We start from the raw sequence: 16,537 nt of genomic DNA on the forward strand, positions 1-16,537 counted from the left end.
CGGTGGCGCCGCCGCTGACCCTGATGTTGATGGAGGCAAGGATGACAACCCACGATGCGCACCGCCTCGACGGTGCCGACGCGGCGGCGGCGGCCGCTGTCACCGAACTGCTGCATGGCGCCGCGCCACTCGGCGTAGCCTTCTCCGGCGGCGTGGACTCCTCCCTGCTGCTCGCTCTCGCCGTACGTGCACTCGGCGCCGGTCAGGTCGTCGCGGTCCTGGGCGTCTCACCCAGCCTCGCCGCCGACGAGCGCATGGCAGCACATGACGTGGCTGCCTACGTAGGCGCTCGGGTCGTCGAAGTCCACACGTACGAAGGGGAGTCGGCGGCCTACCGTGCCAACGGCCCGGACCGCTGCTTCCACTGCAAGGACGAGCTGTTCACCCGGATCTCCGACGAGGTCGTCGCCGCCCACGGCTTGGCCGCGGTCGCATACGGCGAGAACGCCGACGACGCCCGACGTCCTGACCGGCCCGGCAGTCGTGCCGCGACCGACCACCGGGTGCTGCGGCCGCTCGCCGACGCCGGTCTCGACAAGGCGGCCGTCCGCCGTCTTGCCCGCGCCCTCGGACTGCCCAGCGCCGACAAGCCCGCCGCGCCCTGCCTGGCATCCCGCATCCCGCACTTCGAGGAGGTCACGCCCGCCAAGCTCGGCCAGATCGAGCAGGCCGAAAAGGCCCTGCGGGCACTTGGCTTCACCGACTCCCGGGTCCGCCATCACGGCGACATCGCCCGCCTCGAACTGCCCGCTCACGACATCGCTCGCGCCGCCTCGCCCGACCTCCGCGGTGCCGTTCTGGACGCGGTGAAGGCCGCGGGTTTCCGTATGGTCGCGGTGGATCTGGCCGGCATCCAGTCCGGTGCGTTCACCCTTCCGCTGGTGGGCGTGAAGGGAGGCACGGACCGTGTCTGAGACCACTCGCGACGAGGCCGTACCGCACCGTCCCTCCGACATCCGGCAGCCCCCTCCGGACCTGGCCGCCATCGCCGACCTCGACCACGGCCGGGCCGGCCGTCGCGGCTACCCGGAAGCGATCTACTGCGAAGGGAAGACGCCGCCCCAGGTCGCGGCCATCGCCGCCGCTGTACGGGAGCGAGGCTCGGGACCGGTCACCCTCTTCACCCGTGCCGATGAGGAACACGCCAAGGCCGTCCTCGCCGAACTGCCCGACGCCCACTACGACACCGAAGCCCGGCTGCTCGCCTGGCCGCCCACGGCACCCAGTCCCACCGGCGGCAAGGTGGTCATCGCCTGTGCCGGAACGTCCGACATCCCTGTGGCGCGTGAGGCGTTGCTGACCGCTCGCTACCTCGGCCGCGCCACCGAGCTGATCGTCGATGTCGGAGTGGCGGGTCTGCACCGCGTCCTGGGGAAGCTCGACGTCCTGCGCGCGGCGCGGGCGGTGGTCGTCGTCGCGGGGATGGACGGTGCCCTGCCCAGCGTGGTGGCCGGGCTGGTCGCCGCTCCCGTCGTCGCGGTACCGACTTCCGTCGGCTACGGCGCTGCGTTCGGCGGGGTGGCACCGCTGCTGTCCATGCTCAACGCCTGCTCACCGGGCGTGGCGGTCGTCAACATCGACAACGGTTACGGGGGAGGGCACTTGGCCGCCCAGATCGCCGCTCCGTCCGACGGCTGACCGGGGGCGGCCCGAGCTGTCGTTCGGTGTCGCGTCACGCTCCGTCCGACGGTTGACCGGGGGCGCCGGAGGTTGTCCTCCGGTGTCGCGTCACGCTCCGTCCGACGGCAGCTCCGCACCCGGGACCAGCCCCTGCGCCACCGCAGCCGCGTTGGCGGCGTCCAGTACGGTGACGACCGGAAGCCCCTGCGTCGTGGCCAGCGCGACCACGTCCTCGAACTCCGGCGTGGCCCGGACGATCGTCCCGCCGCGGTGGGCGACCTTGACCGGCACGGTCTGCCCGTCCAGCACAGCGGCCGGCACCCACGTACGCTCCAGGGCGGTCTTGTGCACGGCCCAGTCACGTACCCCGATCGTGCTCGTCTCGCGGAACATCCGCTCACGCACCGCGGCGACCCGCGCCACCGGTACCAGCACGCGCAAGGTGTGCGCCGGCCGGCCCTTCTTCATCAGGATCGGCACCAGCCAGGCATCCGATGCCCCGTCCGTGAGCAGGGCCGTAAGGACGCCGGGCCACAACCGCGGATCCATGTCGTCGACATTGGCTTCCAGGACCACATCGGTGGCATCCCGGCTGCTGTCCGGGGCCGCCGGCATCGGCGTGCCGAGCACGGCCCGTACGACATTGGCACGGCCCGGTGTGTCCTTCGTGCCCGCGCCCATACCGGTCCGCTGCACAGTCAGCGCGGGGAGGGTTCCGCACTGCTCGGCCAGCGCGGTCACCAGGGCCATGCCGGTCGGTGTGGCCAGTTCGCCCTCGCCGCCGCTCAACACCTGCCAGCCCGCGGACAGTTCCAGTACGGCGGGCACCGGCACCGGGATGTCGCCGTGGGCCGCGCGCACCCGGCCGGAGCCCAGCGCGACGGGGCTCGCGGTGATCCTGGTGACACCGAGGTCGTGCAGGGCGGCACATACCCCCACGACATCGGCGATCGAGTCCCATGCACCGACCTCGTGGAAGTGCACCTCGTCGACCCCCACCCCGTGTACGCGGGCCTCCGCCCCGGCCAGCCGGCCGAACACCACCAGCGCCCGGTCCCGTACCGGACCGGGGAGACCGGCCTGTGTGATCAGGTCCCTGATGGTCTGCCAGGTGCGGTGCGGATGGTCTTCGGCCAGCGGCTCCACCGCCACCTTCGTGGCGCGCAGTCCGGCGCGCCGAACGGTCGTCTGCGACAGCCGGACGGTCCCAGGGATCACGGCGTCGACCGCCGCCTGCACGACCGCCGGCCCGGCACCCGCATCGATCAGCGCGCCGAGCAGCATGTCGCCCGCTGCACCGGCCGTGGCGTCGATCCACACCTCCTGGTGCTGGGCGTTCGCCGCGTGGGATTCAGGCGGTTGGGCAGCAGGAATGCGCATGTCCGCAGTCTACAAACTGGCGATTTCGCCTCCTGCAGCCCCTGCCTCGGAGGGCCGTGGGCCAAGCCGAACTCGTCGGGTGCGGCCCCGAGTTCAGCACGGGCTCAGCTACCGACGGGCTGCCTCGGTTTCACCGTCCCTCCAGCGCGGTCATCTTGCTGTACGGGCTCGGGATGCGCTGCTGCGTCGAGCCGAAATCGACGAGCACCGCGAGCCCTTCCTCGATGCCGATGACCCGGCCGAGGCCGTACGTGTCGTGCGTGACCTGATCGCCTACGGCGAAGTGCTTGGGAGCCGGTGTATCGGGGACCTTGAAGGGACTGGTGGGCAGATGACGCTTCGGTGCAGCGGGCTTAGTCATTGCCCCCAGTATGCGCCTGTCGGCGCGCTGCTCCGTACGGTTGTCGATATCGCCCGTTTGCTGGGCAGGGCTCAGACGCAGGTGGAGGAACGCGCGGCGGTGGCTGCGCCGCCGACGGCGTGGCCCCCCACAGCGGTCCGTGACGGGTCGACGAGCCGGGCGCCGTCCCCCCCTCGCGTGTTCCGCGGTCCGGTCTGTTCATGGGACGTCGTCACGCACAGAGCCAGGCAGCCCCCAGAAGGAGCCGTGCAGGCCGACCTGGGTGAAGTAGGCGCCGGCGGCGGCGGGGTCGCGGCGGGTGTAGCCCGGGTCCAGGCGTCCGGTGTACCAGTCGCTGGCGAAGCGCCACAGGGTGCCGAGATCCATGACGTAGCCCCGCTCCTGGCCCGTCTCCTGCAGCCAGGTGTCGACGCAGTCGGTGGAGCAGAACAGGCGCTGGTTGGCGCAGGTGTGCACGACGTCGTCCCAGGCCCGGTGCATGGGGGTGAGGAAATGGGCGACCTGGTCGCCCTTCGGGGGTGCGTCTCGGCCGACGACCCAGGCGTGCGGGGTGTCGCAGGCCGGGCAGCGGGTGGCGACCAGGACGTCGGGCTCGTCCTTGAGCAGGTGGGGCAGGGCGAACGAGTCCCAGGCGCAGCCGCCCCACCACAGGGTGTGTGCCCCCATGACGGAGAAGCCGAGCGGCACGGAGGCGAAGGGGTGGGCCATCACGACGTGGTCGTCGTCCTGCGGGTTCAGGACCACATCGTGGCTCTCGTGAAGGGTGCGCAGTTCCTGACGTACCTGGCCGGGGGCGAGTCCGGTGAGTGCGGCGAGTTCCGGCACGCTCGGAGCCTTTCCGGTGCGCGCGAATCCGTTGTAGACGGCCAGGCGGACCCGCTCCGTCCCGTGGAGGTCCATCGGTGCCGCTGAGAAGTTCTCGGTCATTCCTGTGGTTCCTTCGCTGGTTGAGGCGCTCTGTCCAGCGTGCGCCTGGAGCAGGCCCGGGGCTTGAACGCTCGTGCGGAACAATGGGGACATGACGTCTTCCGGAGAACGCGCCGCCTACTGGCGGGTTCCCGGGCTTGCGCTGGAGGCCATGCGTGCCCGCTTTGAGTACTAGGCCTATCCGATGCATGCCCACGACACGTACTCCTTTGGAGTCACCGACGACGGCGCGCAGTCGTTCGTGTGCAGGGGGGAAAGACACGTCAGCGCGGCCGGGCTCGTCATGACGTTCAACCCGGACGAGCCGCACGACGGCCGCACCGCCGGGCTGCTGGCGCTGTCCCGCGATGCCGCGACGAGGCCGGCGCGGCTGCCGGACCTGCGGGGACGGGTGGACCTGGCCGCGATGGCGCGGGCCCGAAGCCTGCTGCGGCAGTGGTTCGCCGACAACGTCGGCGCCGACGAACTGGCCCGGGTCGCCGGATGCAGCCGCTTCTCGTTGTACCGGGGCTTCCGCGCGGCGTACGGCTTTGCACCCAGCGACTACCAGCGCGATCTGCGGCTGCGCCGAGCCCGCGCGCTCCTGGCCGACCCTGGAACTCCTGCGCTCCACTCTGAGGGGCCGCGTCATGCAGGGACTGGTCTCGGAGGTCGCGGCCGACCCCGAACTGGCGAAGGCCTACCGGGAGCGCGTGGTCAACCGCCGACGGGCGGACGTGCGCAGCCTTGTGGAGCGGGGAATTGCCAGGGGTGAGATGCGCCCGGACCTCGACCCCGAGATGGTCACCGACCTGCTGCTGGTGCCCATTTACTACCGGCTCTTCCTGAGCGGCCCGCCGTTGGACGAGGAATTCGGGAAGCAGCTGGTTGCGGCTGTCATTGCGCACTGCCGCATGGAGGGGAACGGCCCGGAATGACGCGGGCCGGGTCCGGGAAGTGAGACGCGGGGCGGCATCGCCCGTCGCGATGAGCCGCTTCCCGCCTCCGCGGAGGGGTGTTCCCCGACTCCGGTCGCCCGTGGCAGGCCTCGGGGGCCACGATTGTCCTCACCGGGGCGGATCGCGTCCGGTGACCATGCTCACGTGTGCAGACAGGGCTGTCTGCGGCGGGTGGCGGGTACGCAAGCTCCTGCACTTCCCAACCACTTTGCTTTCCCCTGACGTTGAGGATTCGCATGTTCACAAAAGTGCTCGTGGCCAACCGTGGAGAGATCGCGATCCGGGCGTTCCGGGCAGCGTTCGAGCTGGGGATCTCGACGGTGGCGGTGTTCCCGCACGAGGACCGCAACTCACTGCACCGGGCGAAGGCCGACGAGTCGTATCTCGTGGGGGAGCGCGGCCATCCCGTGCGGGCGTACCTGTCGGTCGACGAGGTGATCAAGGCCGCGCGCAAGGCGGGCGCGGACGCCGTCTATCCCGGTTACGGCTTCCTCTCCGAGAACCCGCACCTGGCAGCCGCGTGTGCGGAGGCGGGCATCACCTTCGTCGGCCCGCCCGCGGACGTCCTGCACCTGACGGGCAACAAGTCCCGCGCGGTCGCCGCGGCCCGCGAGGCCGGGGTGCCGGTCCTGGCGTCGTCCGAGCCGACCACGGACGTGGAGTCGCTGCTCGCCGCGGCCGACGACATGAACTTCCCGCTGTTCGTCAAGGCCGTCGCGGGCGGTGGTGGCCGCGGCATGCGGCGCGTGGCCCGGCCCGACGAGCTGCGCGAGTCGATCGTCGCGGCCAGCCGGGAGGCGGAGTCCGCCTTCGGCGACGGCACCGTCTTCCTCGAACAGGCCGTGGTGAACCCGCGCCACATCGAGGTGCAGATCCTCGCCGACGCGGACGGCAACGTCGTCCACCTCTACGAACGGGACTGCTCGGTACAGCGCCGGCACCAGAAGGTCGTCGAGATCGCGCCCGCCCCGAACCTCGACCCGCAGCTGCGCGAGCGGATCTGCGCCGACGCCGTCGCCTTCGCCCGGCACATCGGGTACGTCAACGCGGGCACCGTCGAGTTCCTGGTCGACGAGCGCGGCAACCACGTCTTCATCGAGATGAACCCGCGGATCCAGGTGGAGCACACGGTGACCGAGCAGGTCACCGGCCGGGACCTGGTGATCGCGCAGCTGCGGATCGCCGCCGGAGCCACCCTGCCCGAACTCCGGCTCACCCAGGACGACATCGTCCTCAACGGCGCGGCCCTGCAGTGCCGTATCACCACCGAGGATCCCGCCAACGGCTTTAGGCCCGACACCGGGACCATCTCCGCGTACCGCTCACCGGGCGGCCCCGGCGTCCGGCTCGACGGCGGCACCGTGCACACCGGCGCCCAGGTCAGCGCACACTTCGACTCGATGCTGGTCAAGCTGACCTGCCACGGGCACAACTTCGGCAACGCCGCCCGCCGGGCCCGCCGTGCCATCGCCGAGTTCCGTATCCGCGGGGTGTCGACCAACCTGCCGTTCCTGGCCGCCGTCCTCGACGACCCCGACTTCCAGGCCGGGCACGTCACCACCAGCTTCATCGACGAACGCCCCCAGCTGCTGCGGGCCCGCCCCTCGGCCGACCGGGGCAGCCGCATCCTGCACCACCTCGCCGAGACCACCGTGAACAAGCCGCACGGACTGCGGCCCGTCGTGGTCGAGCCCGCCGACAAGCTTCCCGTCACGGACCTCACCACCGAGCCGCCGTCCGGTTCGCGGCAGCGTCTGGCCGAGCTCGGTCCCGAGGCGTTCGCCGCGGATCTGCGGCGGCGACGCTCGGTCGCCGTCACCGACACCACGTTCCGCGACGCCCACCAGTCCCTCCTCGCCACCCGCGTACGCACCCGCGACCTGCTCGCCGTCGCCCCGCACGTGGCCCGTACGGCACCGGAGCTGCTGAGCCTGGAGTGCTGGGGCGGCGCCACCTACGACGTGGCGCTGCGGTTCCTCGCGGAGGACCCGTGGGAGCGGCTCGCGCTGCTGCGTGAAGCCGCGCCGAACCTCTGCACCCAGATGCTGCTGCGCGGCCGCAACACCGTCGGCTACACCCCGTACCCGACCGAGGTCACCGACGCGTTCGTCGCCGAGGCCGCCGCCACCGGCATGGACATCTTCCGCATCTTCGACGCGCTCAACGACGTCTCGCAGATGCGCCCGGCCATCGACGCCGTACGCGCGACGGGCACCGCGGTCGCCGAGGTCGCCCTCTGCTACACCGGCGACCTCAGCGACCCCGGCGAGCAGCTCTACACCCTCGACTACTACCTGCGTCTCGCCGAGGAGATCGTGGAGGCCGGGGCGCACGTCCTGGCCATCAAGGACATGGCCGGGCTGTTGCGTCCCCCGGCGGCCAGAAAGCTGGTCACCGCGCTGCGCGAGCGGTTCGACCTGCCCGTTCACCTGCACACCCACGACACGGCGGGCGGCCAGCTGGCCACGCTGATCGCGGCGGTCGACGCCGGGGTCGACGCCGTCGACGCGGCCGTGGCGTCCATGGCGGGCACCACCAGCCAGCCGTCCCTGTCCGCCCTGGTCGCCGCCACCGACCACACGGACCGCGCAACAGGCCTGTCCCTGCAGGCAGTCGGCGACCTGGAGCCGTACTGGGAGGCGGTACGCAAGGTCTACGCGCCCTTCGAGTCCGGCCTGGCCTCGCCCACCGGACGCGTCTACCACCACGAGATCCCCGGCGGACAGCTGTCCAACCTGCGCCAGCAGGCGATCGCGCTCGGCCTCGGCGACCGCTTCGAGCTGATCGAGGACTGCTACGCCGCGGCCGACGCGATGCTCGGCCGCCTCGTCAAGGTCACCCCGTCCTCCAAGGTCGTCGGCGACCTCGCCCTGCACCTGGTCGGGGCCGGGGTCGAAGCGCGTGACTTCGAGACCGACCCGGCCAAGTTCGACCTGCCGGACTCGGTGATCGGCTTCCTGCGCGGCGAACTCGGCGACCCGCCCGGCGGCTGGCCCGAGCCCTTCCGCACCCGCGCCCTCGAAGGCCGCCCCGAGAAGGCCGAGGCTGCGCACCTCTCCGACGAGGACAAGAAGGGCCTGAGCGAAGCCCGCCGCGCCACCCTGAACCGGCTCCTCTTCCCGGGCCCGACCAAGGCGTTCGACGCCCACCGCGAGACGTACGGCGACACCTCGGTGCTGTCCACCAAGGACTTCTTCTACGGCCTCGAACCCGAAACCGAGCACACCGTCACGCTGGAGCAGGGCGTGAACCTCCTGATCGAGCTGGAGGCCATCTCGGAGGCCGACGAGCGCGGCTTCCGCACCGTCCTCGCCACTCTCAACGGCCAGCTCAGGCCCGTCGCCGTGCGCGACACCTCCATCGCGACCGACGTGAAGGTCGCCGAGAAGGCCGAACGCGGCAACGACGGTCATGTCGCCGCCCCCTTCGCCGGTGTCGTCACCCTGCAGGTCGAAGAGGGGGCCTCCGTCGAGGCCGGACAGACCGTCGCCACGATCGAGGCCATGAAGATGGAGGCCACGATCACCGCCCAACGCGGCGGCAAGGTCGGCCGCCTGGCGATCGGCTCCATTCAGCAGGTGGAAGGCGGAGACCTGCTCCTTGAGATCCACTGACCTCACCTCGTCCCGGGCGCCTTCCTGAAGGCCGTCCGCGTCGTCGACCGAGAGGCGGGCTTCGAGCCGCACGGCTCGAAGCCCGCCTCCCGGTCTCCCGTGCCCGGATCTCCCGTGCCCAGGCTTCCCGTGCCCGGATCTGCCGTGCCCGGGTCTTCCCGTGCCCAGGCCTGACGGGCCATCAGGGCCGCACGCCGAGCCACTGCTCCGCGCCGTACTCCTCGAACCGCGCCACCTCGGTGAACCCCAGCCTCACCGCGAGCCGCATCGCGCGGTCGTTGGCGGTCCGGGTGCACAGCACGACGGGCTCGCCGGGAAGCGCCTCGGCGCACCAGTCCAGTACGGCTGCATGCCTCGGCGGCGTACCCGTATCCCCACGCCTGAGGCAGGAGCAGGAAGCCGAGCTCGGCTTCCCCGGCGTCAGGACGGACATGACCCGGACGCTCCGGGGCGCGCCGGTCGAGCGTGACCGTGCCGATCATCACCCCGTCGAGATCGACGACGAAGAGCCCGGGCCGCCGCCCGGGCACGGGAGGGACGACCCGTTCGAGCTCAGCCCGCGGCCGGGGACCACCGAGGTGGGCGTGCACCTCTGACGAGGCGAACAGCTCGATGAACGCCGCCCGGTCGCGAGCCTCCGACTCACGGAGCACGAGCCGTTCGGTTCGTACGGGGGCAGGGGGCCAGTCGGCCGATCCGGGTCCAGGCATGGCGGGCAACTTATCGCCCGGCAGGGCCGGTTCACCAGGGTGAGATGGGCTGTACCCCGGTCCGCAGGCCCTCGGTGTCCAGGAGGTGGCCCATGCGCTTGACCGTGTGCAGGCCGACGATGCGGTCCGCGATCGTCAGCGTGGGCAGGCGGGCGCAGAGGGCCGTCTCGCGGCGCTGGATGTCGGCCATGTCGTGGACCCAGAGGGTGGCGAGGACATTGGCCGGTCCCGTGACGCCCGCGACGAGCCGGCACTCGGGCAGGGCCGCGAGCGTGCGGTGGACGGCGCCCATGTCGCGCGCCGGGGTCTGCGCGAGGAGCGTCACCGGCACGGGATGGCCGGCCAGCGGGGCGGCCACATCGCAGCGGAAGGCCAGCACGCCCGCGTCGGTCAGGCGCCGCAGCCTGCGGCGGACCGTGGCGGGGCTGGTGTCGGTGCGCTCGGCGAGCTCGGCCAGGCTGAGCCGGCCGTCGCGGACGAGGGGGTCGAGGAGGGCGCGGTCCACGGTGTCCAGGTCGAGCGTGCGGACCTGATCGGCCGCCGTGGACGAGGAGTTGCCGAGCGCCGAGAGCTGGGCGGGGTCGAGCGAACGCAACCGCCAGCGGCTTCCCTCGACGTACAGCGAGGTCGCGAAGAGGCAGGCGATCGACGTGATGCCGGGCAGCCGGTCAAGCGTCTCCGTGACGAACCGGCCGAGCGAGGCCAGGTCGGGGGCGAGCACGTCGAGGAAGAGATCGGCGGTGCCGGGCGCCGTCACCTCGATCGTGGCGGCCTCCGTGTACGCGCTGAGCCGCTCGATCAGCCCGGAGCGGGCGCCCGGCTCGCAGCGCAGCAGGACGAACGCGGTGCACCGGCTGCGGGTGAACTCGCGGCCCGGCACCGCGTACACCCAGGCGAGCCCGGTGTCGCAGAGCCGTTCCCAGCGGCGGGCCAGGGTGCTCGCGGTGACGCCGAGCAGCGGCGCCAGCTCGGACCAGGAGGCGCGCGGGCGCAGTTGCAGGGCGTTCACGAGGGCGAGGTCGAGCTCGCTGACGGCGACCGCTGCCGTTTCCCCCACCTTCACTCCCTTGTCCGCCGTTCCTCGCCGCGGTGACCCTGCGGTGGCCCTGCGGTGGCCCTGCGGTGGCCCTGCGGTGGCCCTGCGGTGGCCCTGCGGTGGCCCTGCGGTGGCCCTGCGGTGGCCCCGCGGTGGCCCTGCGGTGGCCCTGCGATGGCCCTGCGGTGACCGTTTCTCGCACCGCACCAACCGCGTACGCACGAATCCTTCGATCTGCGAGGGCACTCGCGCCTCGACCCGCACAGTAGCCACCACTTCCGGTTCCGGCCACCACAAGGGGTGAGGCATTGTCCAGGCGCGCATCGGAATTCCGCATGCTTCCGGCCATGGCCGTCGTCGTGCTGTTCAGCGGCATCGTGCAGGGCTATCTCACGCCCCTGCTCCCTGAACTCGGGGAGCAGCTGCACATCGGCGGCGTAGGCCAGAACAACATCTATCTGCTCTCCCAGCTGGCGTTCGCCGTGATGACGCCGCTGATCTCACGCCTCGGCGACCTCTACGGCCACCGCAGGCTCCTGCGTATCGCCCTCGCGATGGTCGCGGGCGGCTCGCTCCTGATGGCCGTGTGGCCGACGGCCATCACGCTCGCCGTCGGTGTGGTGCTGCAGGGCGCCCTCGTCGGCTTCTTCCCGCTGCTCGTCGGGATCCTCAGGTCCCGGGCGCCCGAACGGAACCGCACCGGGATCTCCCTGCTCGTCGGCGTCCTCCTCATCTCCATCGGCGTGGGCGGCCTGGTCGCGGGCGCGCTCAGCGAGCGGCACGCGGCGGCGGGACTGTGGGCGGCCGTGCCCGTGGCGGCGCTCGCCCTGCTCGCCGGAGCGGTGCTGCCGGACAGTGACGTACCGCGCGGCGGGCGCTTCCACTACGGCGCGGCCACGCTGCTGACCGGCGGGCTCATCGCGCTCGTCCTGGTCCTCGCGCAGGGCAGCTCCTGGGGGTGGGCCGCGCCGTCGACCCTCGGCCTCGCCGCGGTGGCCGTCGTACTGCTCGCGGCCTGGGTGGTGGTCGAGCGGCGGTCGGAGCATCCGCTGGTCAGCGTGCGGATGCTGGCCAACCCGCGGCTCGCGGTGGTCAGCGGCTACACCTTCTGCGCCGCGTTCGGCACGATCGGCTTCCTCGGCGCCAACGCCCTGTTCCTGGGCGCATCCCCGGCGGACGCGGGCTACGGCATGGACCTCGGCCCGCAGACGATCGCCACCGTCTCGCTCGCCATGGTGATCGCCGGCTTCGCCGGTTCGACGCTCACGCCCCGCATCGCCCGCAGCGTGGGCGACCGCGCGGTGCTTGCCGTCGGCGGTGGCCTGATCGCCCTTGGCTTCGTGGGGATGGCGCTGTTCCACGACACCCTCGGCCAGTACCTGGCCGCCGCACTCGTCGTCGGATTCGCCACGGGCCTGTTCGAGTCGATCACGCGCACGCTCTCCGCCGAGGTCGTCCCGGAGCACGAGACCGCGCTCGCGGTCGGCCTCAACGAGCTGGCCCTGTCGCTCGGCGCGGCCATCGGCGCCGCCGTGATCGGCGCGTGCTTCGCCGCGCACCCCGCGCCCGGCGGCGGACACATCGGGGAGTCCGGCTTCCTGTGGGGCTGGGGCGCCTGCGCGGCCGTCGCCGTCCTCGGCTCGGCCCTCGCCCTGCGCTACCGCACACCCCAGGGGGCGGACGCCCCCGCCGTACGACCGTCCGAGCAGGCGGTGGAGACCGGAGGACTGGCATGACGACGCACACCCACGACATACGCGACATCCATACCGCTGCCGACGAGGTGTCGGGGGCCGTGGAGTCAGCCGTACGCACCTACGCCGACCTGCTGGTCGGACTCAGCCACAGCCTCCACGACGAGCCCGAGACCGCACTCCAGGAGCACCGCTCGGCGGCGAAGATCGCCGACCTGATGGCGGACGCAGGCTTCGCGGTGACCCGCGGCGTGGGCGAACTGCCCACCGCCCTCGTCGCCACGTACGGCACCGGAGACCTGGTCGTCGCCTTCTGTGCCGAGTACGACGCGCTGCCCGGCATCGGCCATGCCTGCGGCCACAACGTCAACGGTGCGGCGGCGGTCGGCGCGGCCCTCGGTCTGGCCGCGGTGGCGGACCGGCTCGGCCTGACCGTCAAGCTGGTCGGCACGCCCGCCGAGGAGGACATCGGGGGCAAGGTGCTGCTCCTGGACGAAGGGGTCTTCGACGACGTCGCCGCCGCGATGATGGTGCACGCCGCCCCGTACGACAGCGTCGGCGCGTCCTCCCTGGCCATCGGCGCCTGGGACATCGCGTACACCGGCACCCCCTCGCACGCGGCCGTCGCCCCCTGGGAAGGCGTCAACGCCCTCGACGCGATGGCCCTCGCCCATACCGCGATCGGCCTGCTCCGCCAGCAACTCCCGCCCGGCGCGCTGGTCCACGGCATCGTCACGGAGGGCGGCCAGGCCGTGAACGTCATCCCCGCGCGGACCACCGCGCGCTACGAGGTCCGGGCACCTTCCCTGGAGGCGCTCTCCGCCGTACGCGACCGGGTCCGGGCCTGCTTCGAGGCGGGCGCCCTCGCCACCGGAGCCGAGCTCGAACTGCGCGTCCACGGGCGGGACTTCGCCGAGCTGCGGCAGGACCCGTACATGACGGGGGCGTACGTCCGTGCCGCCGAGGCGCTCGGCCGCACGGTGGCGGCACGCCACGGCGAGACGCTGGCCTCGACGGACATGGGCAACGTCTCGCGCCTCGTGCCCACCATCCACCCGACCATCGGCTACGAGACCGACGGCGCCCTGCAGCACACCCCCGAGTTCACCGCCCACGGCAAGACCCCCGGAGCCGACCGCGCCGTCCTCGACGGCGCCACCGCACTCGCCCTCGTGGGGGCCGAACTCGCGGCCACGGAGGAACAGCGGAGCCGCCTCCTCGCGGGGGTCGCGAGCCGCCATGGTCGATGAACCCACGTGGTTCGACCCCAGCTCTCAGCCCTGAAGTATGGGTTCTGACCATATGAGGGCGGTCAGATGTGCTGCCTAGGGTGCCTGCATGAGCGCCTCACCCGTGACCCGCACCCCGTCCGACGGACCGGTCGGCGGCGCCTACGCTGCCGACCGGTCCGCCCCGGCCCCCGCCCGCGTCGCCGAGGAGCCGGCCGGCCGTACGGTCGCCGTCGACCTCAGCGGGCGCACCGCGCTCGTCACCGGCGCGGCCTCCGGCATCGGCCGCGCCTGCGCCCTGCGCCTGGCCGCCGCCGGGGCGCGGGTCCGGGCCGTGGACCGGGACGCCGACGGGCTCGGCACGCTCGCCGCGCTCGCCCAGGAGCGGGGCGACGGCGCGGGCGGCATCGAGGCGTACGCCCTTGACCTCACCGACCTCGACGCCGCCGAGCGGGCCGCCGCGGGCAGCGACATCCTCGTCAACAACGCCGGGCTCCAACTGGTGCGCCCCATCGAGGAGTTCCCGCCCGAGGTCTTCCACACCGTCCTCACGGTGATGCTCGAAGCGCCGTTCCGCCTGCTGCGGGGCGCGCTGCCGCACATGTACGCGCAGGGCTGGGGGCGCGTCGTCAACATCTCGTCGGTGCACGGGCTGCGCGCCTCGCCGTACAAGTCCGCCTATGTCGCAGCAAAGCACGGGCTCGAAGGGCTGTCCAAGACGGCGGCGCTCGAAGGCGCCCAGTACGGCGTGACGTCGAACTGTGTGAACCCCGGATACGTCCGCACGCCCCTCGTCGAGAAGCAGCTCGCCGACCAGGCGGCCGCGCACGGCATCCCCGAGGAGCAGGTGCTCAGGGACGTGATGCTGCGCGACAGCGCGGTGAAGCGGCTGATCGAACCGGCGGAGATCGCCGAGGCCGTGGCGTACCTGTGCGCCCCGCAGTCCTCGTTCATCACCGGCACGTCGATGGTCGTCGACGGCGGATGGACGGCGCACTGACCTGCAGGGGCCTGATCCGCCCGACAGCCCCCTGGCTCACCCGCCCACACGTTGGGAAGGAGTTATCCACAGGCCTGGCGGCGATGTCGGCCGTGTCGGTCATGCTGTCCTCATGTCCATCGATCACCCGCCGACCGCCGTGAGTGCGGAGGCACCCTTCCTCGAGCTGCTCGCGCGGGACGCCGACGCCGAGGCGTACGAGCAGCCGGTGCGCCTCGCCCGAGCCGAGGGCGCGTCCGCCGACCGCATCGCCGCGCTCGATCACGCCAAGCTCCTCGCGCTGCGGGTGCGCGCGGAGCTCGAAGGCCGCAGACGGCGGGAGGCGGAGCTGTCGGCGCTGTTCGAGACGGCCCACGACCTGGCGGGGCTGCGCGATCTCGACGAGGTGCTGCAGGCGATCGTCCACCGCGCGCGTTCCCTGCTCGGCACGGACATCGCGTACCTGTCCCTCAACGACCCGGCCGAGGGCGACACCTACATGCGGGTCACCGAAGGCTCGGTCTCCGCCAGGTTCCAGCAGGTGCGGCTCGGCATGGGGGAGGGGCTCGGCGGCCTCGTCGCCCAGACCGCCCGGCCCTACGTCACCGACGACTACTTCCGGGACGAACGCTTCCGCCACACCCGGTCCATCGACACGGCGGTGGAGGACGAAGGCCTCGTCGCGATCCTCGGCGTGCCCCTGCTGCTCGGCACGGAAGTGATCGGAGTGCTCTTCGCCGCCGACCGCCGCGCACGGGTCTTCGAGCGGGAACAGATCGCCCTCGTCCGCTCCTTCGCCGCACTCGCCGCCGCGGCCATCGACTCGGCCCACCTGCTGGCCGAGACGCGCACGGCCCTCGCCGACCTGGAGCACGCCAGCGAGATCATTCGGGACCGCAGCGGCGTCATCGAGCGCGCCTCGGACGTGCACGACCGCATGGCCCAGCTCGTGCTGCGCGGTGGCGGAGTGCAGGACGTGGCGGCCGCGGTGTCCGAAGTCCTCGACGGCACGGTCGAGTTCAGGGACAGCGCGAACGCCCCCGCCCAGGCCCTGGAGCGCTCCCGCGCCGACGGCCACGCCGTGCCGCACGGCGACGACTGGATCGCGGCGGTCGCAGCCGGCGGCGAACTGCTCGGCGCCCTCGTCATGCGCGGCCACCCCGCCCTTGACCCGGTCGACCAACGCACCCTGGAGCGCGCCGCGATGGTCACGTCGCTGCTGCTCCTGGCCCGCCGCTCGGCGGGCGAGGCCGAGCGGCGGGTGCGCGGCGAACTCCTCGACGACCTGCTCGACGGCCGGGACCACGACCCCCGGCTGCTCCGGGAACGCGCCGCACGCCTGCAGGCCGACCTGGACTCCCCGCACGTGGTGCTCGCCGCCCACCTGGGCTCCGGTGCGGCGGCCGGTGACCGCGAGGGCGCGGCCCGCGGCCGGCTCTGGGCGGCGGCCTCGCACCTGGCGGCCACCCGGCACGGTCTGGCCGCGGAACGCGACGGCGGTACGGTCCTGCTGCTCCCCGTCGAACAGCCCCGTGCCGAGGCCGAGTTGGCGCAGGAGGCGGCGAAATCCCTGAGCGGTGCCGCGCGGGAGCCGGTCACCGTGGGCGCCTCAGGACCGGTGAGCGCCCCGGCGGCCGACCCCGAGGCGGTGTCCGTGGGGTACGCGGAGGCGCGCAGATGCGTGGAAGCCCTGCGCCTCCTCGGACGTACGGGACAGGGCGCGGCCACCGAGGACTTCGGGTTCCTGGGACTGCTGCTCTCGGACGGCCGGGACATAGCGGGCTTCGTGAGCCGCACCATCGGCGAGGTCGTGTCATACGACGCACGCCGAGGCACGGACCTCGTCCGCACCCTCGACGCGTACTTCTCCTCCGGCATGAGCCCGGCCCGCACGAAGGACGAGCTCCACGTCCACGTGAACACGGTGGCGCAGCGCCTGGAACGCATCGGGCGCCTCCTGGGGGAGGACTGGCAGAGCCCGTCCAGAGCGCTGGAGATCCAACTGGCGCTGCGCCTGCATCGGTTGGGCGCCGCGGTCGAGCGCTAGGG

At 72.4% G+C, this 16,537-nt stretch carries 13 protein-coding genes and 1 pseudogene; 9 read left to right on the forward strand and 5 right to left on the reverse strand.

Annotated elements, in window-relative coordinates:
• Positions 1-41 precede the first annotated feature (41 nt).
• Positions 42-914: an ATP-dependent sacrificial sulfur transferase LarE gene (locus RCO28_RS08635; RefSeq protein ID WP_308940402.1), complete on the forward strand. Its 873-nt coding sequence runs from the start codon at positions 42-44 to the stop codon at positions 912-914.
• Positions 907-1,638: a nickel pincer cofactor biosynthesis protein LarB gene (larB, locus tag RCO28_RS08640; protein ID WP_308940403.1), complete on the forward strand. Its 732-nt coding sequence runs from the start codon at positions 907-909 to the stop codon at positions 1,636-1,638. Before RCO28_RS08635 ends, larB begins: the two co-directional genes overlap by 8 nt.
• Before the next feature lie 90 nt (positions 1,639-1,728).
• On the opposite strand, the gene larC is transcribed toward larB, so the two are convergent.
• From larC to merB, 3 genes are all read right to left on the reverse strand, one after another.
• Positions 1,729-3,000: a nickel pincer cofactor biosynthesis protein LarC gene (larC, locus tag RCO28_RS08645; protein WP_308940404.1), complete on the reverse strand. Its 1,272-nt coding sequence runs from the start codon at positions 2,998-3,000 to the stop codon at positions 1,729-1,731.
• A 130-nt stretch (positions 3,001-3,130) separates the two neighbouring features.
• Entirely contained in the window at positions 3,131-3,361 is a 231-nt protein-coding gene (locus RCO28_RS08650) for a hypothetical protein (RefSeq protein ID WP_308940405.1), read from the reverse strand.
• A 198-nt stretch (positions 3,362-3,559) separates the two neighbouring features.
• Complete coding sequence (merB, locus tag RCO28_RS08655; protein WP_308940406.1) at positions 3,560-4,288, reverse strand: organomercurial lyase; 729 nt, start codon at positions 4,286-4,288, stop codon at positions 3,560-3,562.
• A 184-nt stretch (positions 4,289-4,472) separates the two neighbouring features.
• On the opposite strand from merB, the gene RCO28_RS08660 reads away from it, so the two are divergent.
• The 3 genes from RCO28_RS08660 (at position 4,473) to RCO28_RS08670 (ending at position 8,840) form a co-directional block, all read left to right on the forward strand.
• Positions 4,473-5,042 (forward strand): AraC family ligand binding domain-containing protein, encoded by a 570-nt coding sequence (locus tag RCO28_RS08660; protein ID WP_374991121.1) that lies wholly within the window; start codon positions 4,473-4,475, stop codon positions 5,040-5,042.
• Entirely contained in the window at positions 4,927-5,205 is a 279-nt protein-coding gene (locus tag RCO28_RS08665; RefSeq protein ID WP_374991132.1) for a TetR-like C-terminal domain-containing protein, read from the forward strand. The genes RCO28_RS08660 and RCO28_RS08665 overlap by 116 nt, the downstream gene beginning before the upstream one ends.
• A 257-nt stretch (positions 5,206-5,462) precedes the next feature.
• Positions 5,463-8,840: a pyruvate carboxylase gene (locus tag RCO28_RS08670; protein WP_308940408.1), complete on the forward strand. Its 3,378-nt coding sequence runs from the start codon at positions 5,463-5,465 to the stop codon at positions 8,838-8,840.
• A gap of 181 nt (positions 8,841-9,021) precedes the next feature.
• Here RCO28_RS08670 and RCO28_RS08675 read toward each other — a convergent pair.
• Both RCO28_RS08675 and RCO28_RS08680 read right to left on the reverse strand, forming a co-directional pair.
• A pseudogene (locus tag RCO28_RS08675) lies at positions 9,022-9,550 on the reverse strand (GNAT family N-acetyltransferase).
• A gap of 31 nt (positions 9,551-9,581) precedes the next feature.
• Positions 9,582-10,607 (reverse strand): Lrp/AsnC family transcriptional regulator, encoded by a 1,026-nt coding sequence (locus RCO28_RS08680; protein ID WP_308940409.1) that lies wholly within the window; start codon positions 10,605-10,607, stop codon positions 9,582-9,584.
• 326 nt (positions 10,608-10,933) lie between these two features.
• Between RCO28_RS08680 and RCO28_RS08685 the strand changes: the two genes are divergently transcribed.
• The 4 genes from RCO28_RS08685 to RCO28_RS08700 all read left to right on the forward strand — a co-directional run bounded on the left by RCO28_RS08685 (position 10,934) and on the right by RCO28_RS08700 (position 16,535).
• Positions 10,934-12,322, forward strand: coding sequence for an MFS transporter (locus RCO28_RS08685; protein ID WP_308940410.1), 1,389 nt, complete (start codon positions 10,934-10,936; stop codon positions 12,320-12,322).
• Positions 12,319-13,530, forward strand: coding sequence for an amidohydrolase (locus RCO28_RS08690; protein ID WP_308940411.1), 1,212 nt, complete (start codon positions 12,319-12,321; stop codon positions 13,528-13,530). The genes RCO28_RS08685 and RCO28_RS08690 overlap by 4 nt, the downstream gene beginning before the upstream one ends.
• An 88-nt stretch (positions 13,531-13,618) precedes the next feature.
• Positions 13,619-14,509, forward strand: coding sequence for a 3-hydroxybutyrate dehydrogenase (locus tag RCO28_RS08695; protein WP_308940412.1), 891 nt, complete (start codon positions 13,619-13,621; stop codon positions 14,507-14,509).
• Between the two features lie 112 nt (positions 14,510-14,621).
• Entirely contained in the window at positions 14,622-16,535 is a 1,914-nt protein-coding gene (locus tag RCO28_RS08700) for a GAF domain-containing protein (protein ID WP_308940413.1), read from the forward strand.
• Positions 16,536-16,537: the final 2 nt, after the last annotated feature.

It is taken from the genome of Streptomyces sp. LHD-70 (assembly GCF_031157275.1).
In the GTDB taxonomy this organism is placed as follows: domain Bacteria; phylum Actinomycetota; class Actinomycetes; order Streptomycetales; family Streptomycetaceae; genus Streptomyces.

Coding starts and splice junctions, on each gene's coding strand:
- RCO28_RS08635 (WP_308940402.1), top strand. CDS start 42: ATGACAACCCACGATGCGCACCGCCTCGACGGTGCCGACGCGGCGGCG.
- larC (WP_308940404.1), bottom strand. CDS start 3,000: ATGCGCATTCCTGCTGCCCAACCGCCTGAATCCCACGCGGCGAACGCC.
- RCO28_RS08650 (WP_308940405.1), bottom strand. CDS start 3,361: ATGACTAAGCCCGCTGCACCGAAGCGTCATCTGCCCACCAGTCCCTTC.
- merB (WP_308940406.1), bottom strand. CDS start 4,288: ATGACCGAGAACTTCTCAGCGGCACCGATGGACCTCCACGGGACGGAG.
- RCO28_RS08660 (WP_374991121.1), top strand. CDS start 4,473: ATGCATGCCCACGACACGTACTCCTTTGGAGTCACCGACGACGGCGCG.
- RCO28_RS08670 (WP_308940408.1), top strand. CDS start 5,463: ATGTTCACAAAAGTGCTCGTGGCCAACCGTGGAGAGATCGCGATCCGG.
- RCO28_RS08685 (WP_308940410.1), top strand. CDS start 10,934: ATGGCCGTCGTCGTGCTGTTCAGCGGCATCGTGCAGGGCTATCTCACG.
- RCO28_RS08690 (WP_308940411.1), top strand. CDS start 12,319: ATGACGACGCACACCCACGACATACGCGACATCCATACCGCTGCCGAC.
- RCO28_RS08695 (WP_308940412.1), top strand. CDS start 13,619: ATGAGCGCCTCACCCGTGACCCGCACCCCGTCCGACGGACCGGTCGGC.
- RCO28_RS08700 (WP_308940413.1), top strand. CDS start 14,622: ATGTCCATCGATCACCCGCCGACCGCCGTGAGTGCGGAGGCACCCTTC.